Source organism: Youngiibacter fragilis 232.1, from assembly GCF_000495435.3.
GTDB lineage: Bacteria > Bacillota > Clostridia > Clostridiales > Clostridiaceae > Youngiibacter > Youngiibacter fragilis.
This window is the reverse complement of record NZ_AXUN02000065.1, coordinates 1-7,162: the sequence shown is the minus strand read 5'-3', so window position 1 is coordinate 7,162 and position 7,162 is coordinate 1. Positions and strand designations below refer to the sequence as shown.

General features: G+C 34.7%; 6 protein-coding genes and 1 pseudogene. 1 reads left to right on the top strand and 6 read right to left on the bottom strand.

Translation table 11 applies throughout. The features are described 5' to 3' along the window. Positions 1-189: 189 nt before the first annotated feature. Positions 190-639 (top strand): Hsp20/alpha crystallin family protein, encoded by a 450-nt coding sequence (locus tag T472_RS04390; RefSeq protein ID WP_023389009.1) that lies wholly within the window; start codon positions 190-192, stop codon positions 637-639. Between the two features lie 22 nt (positions 640-661). Here T472_RS04390 and T472_RS04385 read toward each other — a convergent pair whose 3' ends face one another. The 6 genes and pseudogenes from T472_RS04385 to T472_RS19710 all read right to left on the bottom strand — a co-directional run. Beyond that, positions 662-1,450, bottom strand: a complete 789-nt coding sequence (locus T472_RS04385) for a putative ABC transporter permease (RefSeq protein ID WP_207643945.1) — start codon at positions 1,448-1,450, stop codon at positions 662-664. A 136-nt stretch (positions 1,451-1,586) separates the two neighbouring features. Further along, positions 1,587-3,968 carry an ABC transporter ATP-binding protein/permease gene (locus T472_RS04380; protein ID WP_023389007.1) on the bottom strand — a complete coding sequence of 794 codons (2,382 nt, stop codon included), beginning with the start codon at positions 3,966-3,968 and terminating at the stop codon, positions 1,587-1,589. Between the two features lie 49 nt (positions 3,969-4,017). Continuing rightward, positions 4,018-4,887, bottom strand: coding sequence for a DegV family protein (locus T472_RS04375; RefSeq protein ID WP_023389006.1), 870 nt, complete (start codon positions 4,885-4,887; stop codon positions 4,018-4,020). Between the two features lie 61 nt (positions 4,888-4,948). Then, complete coding sequence (locus tag T472_RS04370; protein ID WP_023389005.1) at positions 4,949-5,533, bottom strand: TetR/AcrR family transcriptional regulator; 585 nt, start codon at positions 5,531-5,533, stop codon at positions 4,949-4,951. Positions 5,534-5,766: 233 nt separating this feature from the next. Then, a pseudogene (locus T472_RS20475) lies at positions 5,767-6,097 on the bottom strand (transposase); the annotation flags it as partial. A 140-nt stretch (positions 6,098-6,237) separates the two neighbouring features. Continuing rightward, the coding region (locus T472_RS19710; protein ID WP_023863352.1) for an ABC1 kinase family protein at positions 6,238-7,162 on the bottom strand (925 nt) is incomplete at its 5' end.

Below are 7,162 nucleotides of genomic sequence, written 5' to 3'. Positions count from 1 at the left end.
TCAAAATGAAAATAATATTCAATACATTCTTCTATTTCTATTTCACCTCCAAATCAATCTAATTCCCCACTGCAAATTAGGATTTTTTTTAAAAAAATATTGACATATCGAATTTTATATGATATATAATAATTAGCACTCAATAAGCCAGAGTGCTAATAAAAATAAATTGAAAAGGAGTTGTTATTTATGGCTGGATTAGTACCTTTCAACAGAAAGAACAAAGAAATCTCTACAACCACTGGCTTTGAGGACTTCTACAACGTACTTGATGACTTTTTTTCCAATGATTGGCCATTTAGAAGATCCCTCACGCATGACACTTTCAAAGTTGATGTCGAAGATAATGGCAATGAATACCTTGTTGAGGCTGAAGTGCCAGGTATAGACAAAAAAGACATCAATGTTGAACTTAACGACGGAAAACTTATGATTTCTATTACAATGGATGAACGTAATGAATCTAAGAAAAAGAATTTCATCCATAGAGAGAGACGTTACAGTTCTATGAGTCGTTCAATTTATTTGGAAGATGCCAAGTCAGATGGTATTAAGGCAAAACTTGAAAATGGCTTACTTAAAGTCTTAATTCCTAAAGAAGAAAAGCCAAACAATAGCATTACGATTGATGTTGAATAATGCAAACTTAAAGCACAGTGGGTCAATTACCCCTGTGCTTTAGTTTTTTGTTCTTGTTTATGTTTGTCTTGTTAATTGCTTTTAATTCAATTAGTATTTCTTTATGCAATTTTGATGTTATATTAGGAAAAGCAATAAAAATTCTTTTCACTACCTCTTTACTCTGTTTTGATATATCATTAAAATTTTGGTTAAGTTCATCGATTTTAGTTGCTAATATCCTTATCTGAGACTCTTCTTCCGAAGATTGCATAGATTTTGATTTTAGTGAAAGTTTCTCTGACATCTTCTCCTTGATTTCATCTGCAATCATATGAAGCTTTGATAAGTTGGTATTCAATTTTAAAGTTTTTAGAGTGGATATTATATTATCAGTCAGAAATATGGATAGTAATAGTAAACTTAATGTGTAACGCATATTTAATGGCAGATTGTTAATCATATTAAGCAGAATGGGATTAAGAAAATATATCGTGATTAATGACAACACCCCAAAAATTAATGAATTATGCAATACAACTCTTCCATGAATATTGAACTTATATTTTGAATAATCCCACCATTTTAAATGATATACGCGTTCTAGTAAATAACCCGTAACATATTCCAAAAGACTAGTTATAATAACCGCAAGAAAATAAACTATTATGGGATTTTCCGAAAAAGGTGTCAAAACATTTATGACTACAAGCGCTCCAATACCATAAATCGGACAATATGGGCCTGTTAAAAATCCTCTGTTTACTAACTTTTTCTCTGGGACTGAACAGTATATCACCTCACTCACCCAGCCAATAAAGCTATATGCCAAAAATAAAAGAAATTCATCCACCAAGTAATGCATATACAAATTATCACCTCAAAAAGTAAAACTACTTTAGCTTATCTCAATGAATGGAATTTTGCCTACAATCACCTTTATCAAGATAATTGTAGGCAAGTATTGATTACTCGCTTCGTAATGCTTCAACAGCATCCTTTTGAGAAGCCATTCTTGCTGGAATATGCCCACCCAATACAGTAAGAATAGTACTAATAACAACTAGAGCTACCGCATATTGTATCTGTAAGTTTGCAACTCCAATAAGCCCAGTCCAATTAAATAGCAGCGTATTAATTGGAAATGTTGCCAACCAAGCAATGACTACACCTAAGACTCCTGAAAAAACCCCTAAAATAAATGTTTCTGCATCAAATACTCGTGTAATGTCTTTCTTTCGTGCACCTAAGGCTCGAAGCACTCCGATCTCTTTTGTTCGTTCCAACACAGAAGTATAGGTTATAATACCAATCATAATTAGGCTGACTACAAGGGATATAGCAGCAAAAGCAATCAAAACAAGAGTTATTGCATCCATGATTCCACCCGTCAGCTCTGTCATTCTGCCAGCTAAATCATTATAAAAGACTTGATACTCAATATCTTTGCCTTCATTATATGCTTCTAGATAATCAATAACCGCGTCCTTGCTCTCAAAATCATTCGGGTAAATCATCACCATAAACGGTGCCGCATTTCCACCAAGATATGATAAAAAATTATTCTTTGTTTCTTCATCCATATCTTCCATACTCATAACATTTTTATCACTCTGCTGTTGTGCTTTTACAATCTCCGAATTTGATGCATCATCAATAATCATTTGGGAAAGTGCATCACTATGCGCAATTCCTGTTCCAAGAATCCCAATGCGAACATCCTGCTTTTGGCGTACCACACCTACGATTTTTACAGGTATGCTATTTTCTGAATCATACATTGCTTCATAGTCCTGTCCCGGAACATAATTACCCATATCTGTTTTTATATAGTAGTCATTATTTGAAACTATTTTAAATTCGGTACCTATTATGTTTGAGAATTCTATACTTGTGACATTCTCTGTCTCAAATCCTAATGCTTTCAGCTTGTTATAATCTATTCTATTTTTTGAATCTACCACCAGAACAATTTCCGTTGGATCTGTTGGATAATCTCCTGCAAGCAAATCATAGTTTTTTACTAGATAAGACTCCTCATCTTCTCGTAATCTTTCTGGATAAGAAGATAAACCAATTTCATCCATACTGGCAATATTAGCCATACTTGACATATTCGAAAGATTCATTCCCTGACCCATAGAAGTCATAATATTACTTATTGATACTGGTGTAACAGTATTGTCTATCTCTCGCAGCATATTCATTTGCACAATTCTTGTGTATCCAATGCTGTTGCTAATTTCTGGATCAATATTATTTAGATACTCCAAATATTCATCTGTTATTATATTTTTATGAGCAATGGTTGTTTCTGCAGAGTCGTACAGATATACTTCTTTCGAATCCGCGTATTCCTCAGTACCCATCATTTTGTCTTTGATTCTATCTTGCATGCTTGATATATTTTCAGCGTTCAATTCCATTGCTGTTTGAGATATTATAATTGGAAACTCAGACATAGCATCACTTTGGAAGGTATCGATCTGCTGTTGAAATCCTGTTGATAAACTGAGAATAACAGCAATACCTATTATACCAATACTAGAAGCTAACGCTGTTAAAAAGGTTCTTCCCTTTTTAGTTCTTAAATTATTAAATGAAAGTTTTAACGCTGCCAAAAAATTCATGCTGGTTTTTTTTAGAATAAAGCTGTCCGGCTTTGGTCTTTCCTGGTGAGGATGACTATCTGAAATGATTTTCCCATCCTGAAAACGAATAATTCTATCTGAGTATTTTTCTGCGATTTCTGGATTATGGGTAACCATGATAACCAGACGATCCTTTGCAACCCTTTTAATCAAGTCCATGATTTGCACGCTTGTAGTAGTATCTAATGCACCGGTCGGCTCATCGCACAATAAAATTTCCGGATCATTTGCCAATGCACGGGCTATGGCAACGCGCTGCATCTGCCCGCCAGATAACTGATTTGGCTTTTTGTGCAGATGATCTTTCAGTCCAACCTGCTCCAATACTTCAAGTGCTCTTCTATGTTTTTCTTCAGAAGAAACACCACTGAGAGTCATACCAAGCTCAACATTTGCTATGATGCTCAAGTGAGAAATCAAATTATAATTTTGAAATACAAAGCCAATTGAATTGTTGCGATAAGCATCCCAATCCTGATCACTAAAATCAGATGTTTTCTTTCCTTTGATAGTCAATTCTCCAGAATCATAGTGATCTAGTCCACCAATTATGTTAAGACATGTCGTTTTTCCGGATCCGCTTGTTCCAAGAATTGCGACAAACTCCTTTTCTCGGAAAGCAACACTGATATCATCCAGCGCTTTTGTTTCGATACCACCAACATGATAAGTTTTCTTAATGTTTTTAAATTCAAGCATTCTTATAAAACCTTCCTTCTGTTATTCTCTATTCTTTATCTAAACTATTTCATGTGCGTTCTTGCCCCATAAAAACAATACAAAGCAACCCAGGCCCCGTATGACTTCCGATTATAGGCCCAAGATAATTTATTGATACATCCTTGACTTTGAGTTCTTCGATAATCATGTCTTTTAAATATTGGGCATCTTCAAAACAGTCTGCATGGCTAATATATACTGTTTCATCATTTATATTTATGCCAGTATTTTTAAACTCATCAAACAACTCGCTGATAGCTTTCTTTCTTCCCCTTACTTTCTTTACAGGAGTAAGTTTTCCCTCCTTGTCAACAATTAACAACGGTTTGATATTCATTATAGTTCCCAATGTTGCGCTCGTAGCGGAAAGCCTTCCACCACGTTTCAAATAATCAAGGCTATCAACAGTGAACCAATGGTTCACTTTCATTTTATTGCTTTCTATCCAAGTAAAAATTTCATTATTAGTTTTTCCAGCTTTGAGCATTTCAGTTGCTTTTTGAATTAAAAGACCCTGCCCGACACTAGCAGCTTTAGAATCAATTATTGTTATGTCAGCATCTGGGATATCTTGCAACACATTTTCCCTCGCTAATAGGGAATGATTGTATGATTCACTTAAAGCAGAAGAAAATCCAATGTATATTATTGAATAACCTTCAGTGACATATTTTCTAAAGTGCTCTTCGTAAGTATATGGAGATATCTGTGAAGTTGTCGAAATTCTACCCTTTCGCAATTCATCATAAAATTCTTTATAGCCGATTGACTTCCCAAAATTATCCACATAATCTTTGCCATTTAAATTAAAATGAAACGGTATAACTGGTATATTATTTTTTTCTAAAAACTCTTCCGGCAAATCACAATTGGAATCAGTAATGATTATAGTATTCATACTATTAATTTCCTCCTTCATTGACATACATGCACTTAATATGAAATAAGTATAATTGATATTAATTATCAAAAACTAATTCAATCGCATTTAGGGCACTTGGCAGTTCTTTTTCCATAGGATCCAAAAGTACTTGTATCGCAATTCCAAACATCGCTCCTGAAAGCATTCTTGAAATATCTTTTGAACTATACCTCCTTATATTGTTTTTCAATTGATTGTCTTTCAGAATATTTTTCTCAATTAAGCCCGATATATCATTAAACAGATTTTTCAGTGTTTCTCCAAAGGTAGGATGCCACAAGGCCATACTTGTGAAATCATACAACAGTCTAAATGATTTTGGATTCTTCTCAAGCATTCCCCTAAAATAGATGAGTAGATTGGATATTTTTTCTTTTGGAGATTTCCCTAAACAAATATGTCTCTCAATTTCCTGTAAATACTCCCGAATTGTGAAATTAATGACTTCAATAAATAATCCTTCCTTATTTTTATAATGATAATTTAGCTGGCTTAGAGCAACTTCAGCTGCATCTGCTATATCGCGCATTGATGTGTTTGCATAACCTTTCGACGAAATACATTCAAAAGCAGTCAATAATATCTTTTGGGATTGATTTATTTTTTTCTCCTTATACTCCATCCTAACCCCTCCCGTTTCAATTCGAACGTACGACCGAATTGAATATTATCACAGATTCAATTACAGGTCAATACCAATTACAATATTGACGTCGTTATAAACCAAAAAACAACTCTACTCTAGAATCACGGACTTGTGGTTCGCTTTTCATAATTCAATTTCAACGCCTGATTTAATCATATTATAAAGTGGTCACCATACACCGTAACATTTTGGATGATTGCGAGTATACACACCATTTCCATCATGGTCAGGATCAGAGCCTGCTCGTTGCGTTGGTACTGCCCAAATAGCTCGGTTCTGAATTTTCCATTACGATGGCGAGGCACCCGAAGGCTAATGCGCCGACCCGGGTTGAAATTCCCGTTGTCGGAACCCATTTCGGTAAGACCTGCGTTGGTCTGTTTGTTTATAGGGGTCTGCACCAATTTGCTCCTTGGACTGAATCAGCAGCACTTGATTGAAGATTGTTTCCAAAAGCTTAGTAAATGCCTTATCTCTTCCATCTCCCGTAAAAAGTCCGTGCAAATGCTCTTCGGTTAGGGTAATATTGAACTGAGTCATGATTCATCCTCCTCGGTTTGGTATTTGCTCGACAGTTATATTCTAACCGAGGATATAAGTTTTTGACTCGTTTTCTTTTTATACCATTATATTGACTTAATCTGTCTCTCTTTCACAGTTAATATATTTCAACATGTTGCTTAATGACGTTTTGACCTGAAGATTGAAATTATCAGCACCACAACAATAATGCCTGCAAGACTAAGGCCTCCTTTAAACATTGAAATAATGATTGGTTCAATTTCTGCACCAGAAATATCAGTTAATCCTAGTCCTACAAGTATTCCAGCAATTACTATACTTAAAGATAGAAGCACTATGCTTATTGATAACCGGCTAAATGCGCTATCAAGCTTTTGTACATATCGATCTGCATCTTTCAGCTTAAACTGCATTATAAAATCATCATGTTCCAGTTTATCTAGAAAACTCAGCAAGGCAGTCGGAAACTCTCTTACAAGATTCCCGTAATCTAAAACACCACCCAGGATTTCCTTACCTATTTTCTCAGGTGAAATCAAGGTGAAAATAAGCTTCCCTGCAATAGGTTCAGCAATTTCAAGGACATTAAGGTCCGGATCCAATTTCTCAACCAATCCCTCTAATGTAATAAGAGATTTAGCAAGCATTGTGAACTCTCCTGGAATCATAATATTATATGAAAATGCCAAGTCAAAAACTTCATTAAAAACTTCACCAATTTTTATTTGACTCAAAGGGACTGACAAGACTTGATCTCTCAATCGATCAATGTCTTTTTCCAACTTTCTCATATTGATTCTTTCTGACATTGCATCTAGTTCAACAATTGCTTGAACGATTAGTTTACTGTCTTTCAGCGTTATTCCCATTAGCATTTTCAGAAATTGGTTTTTTCTATGAAGGTTCAATTGCCCAATCATGCCTAAATCTAAGAAAGCTATTGTATTATCTTCTAGCACCATTATGTTCCCCGGATGTGGGTCTCCGTGAAAAAAACCATCTCTCAATATTTGGTATAAAATTGAGGTTGCTAATCTTCTAGCAATTATAGTATTATCAAATCCTAATCGCTCTAATTCATCA

Excerpts from the sequence above, each read along its gene's own strand:
- T472_RS04390 (WP_023389009.1), top strand. The coding sequence starts at position 190 with ATGGCTGGATTAGTACCTTTCAACAGAAAGAACAAAGAAATCTCTACA.
- T472_RS04380 (WP_023389007.1), bottom strand. The coding sequence starts at position 3,968 with ATGCTTGAATTTAAAAACATTAAGAAAACTTATCATGTTGGTGGTATC.
- T472_RS04375 (WP_023389006.1), bottom strand. The coding sequence starts at position 4,887 with ATGAATACTATAATCATTACTGATTCCAATTGTGATTTGCCGGAAGAG.
- T472_RS04370 (WP_023389005.1), bottom strand. The coding sequence starts at position 5,533 with ATGGAGTATAAGGAGAAAAAAATAAATCAATCCCAAAAGATATTATTG.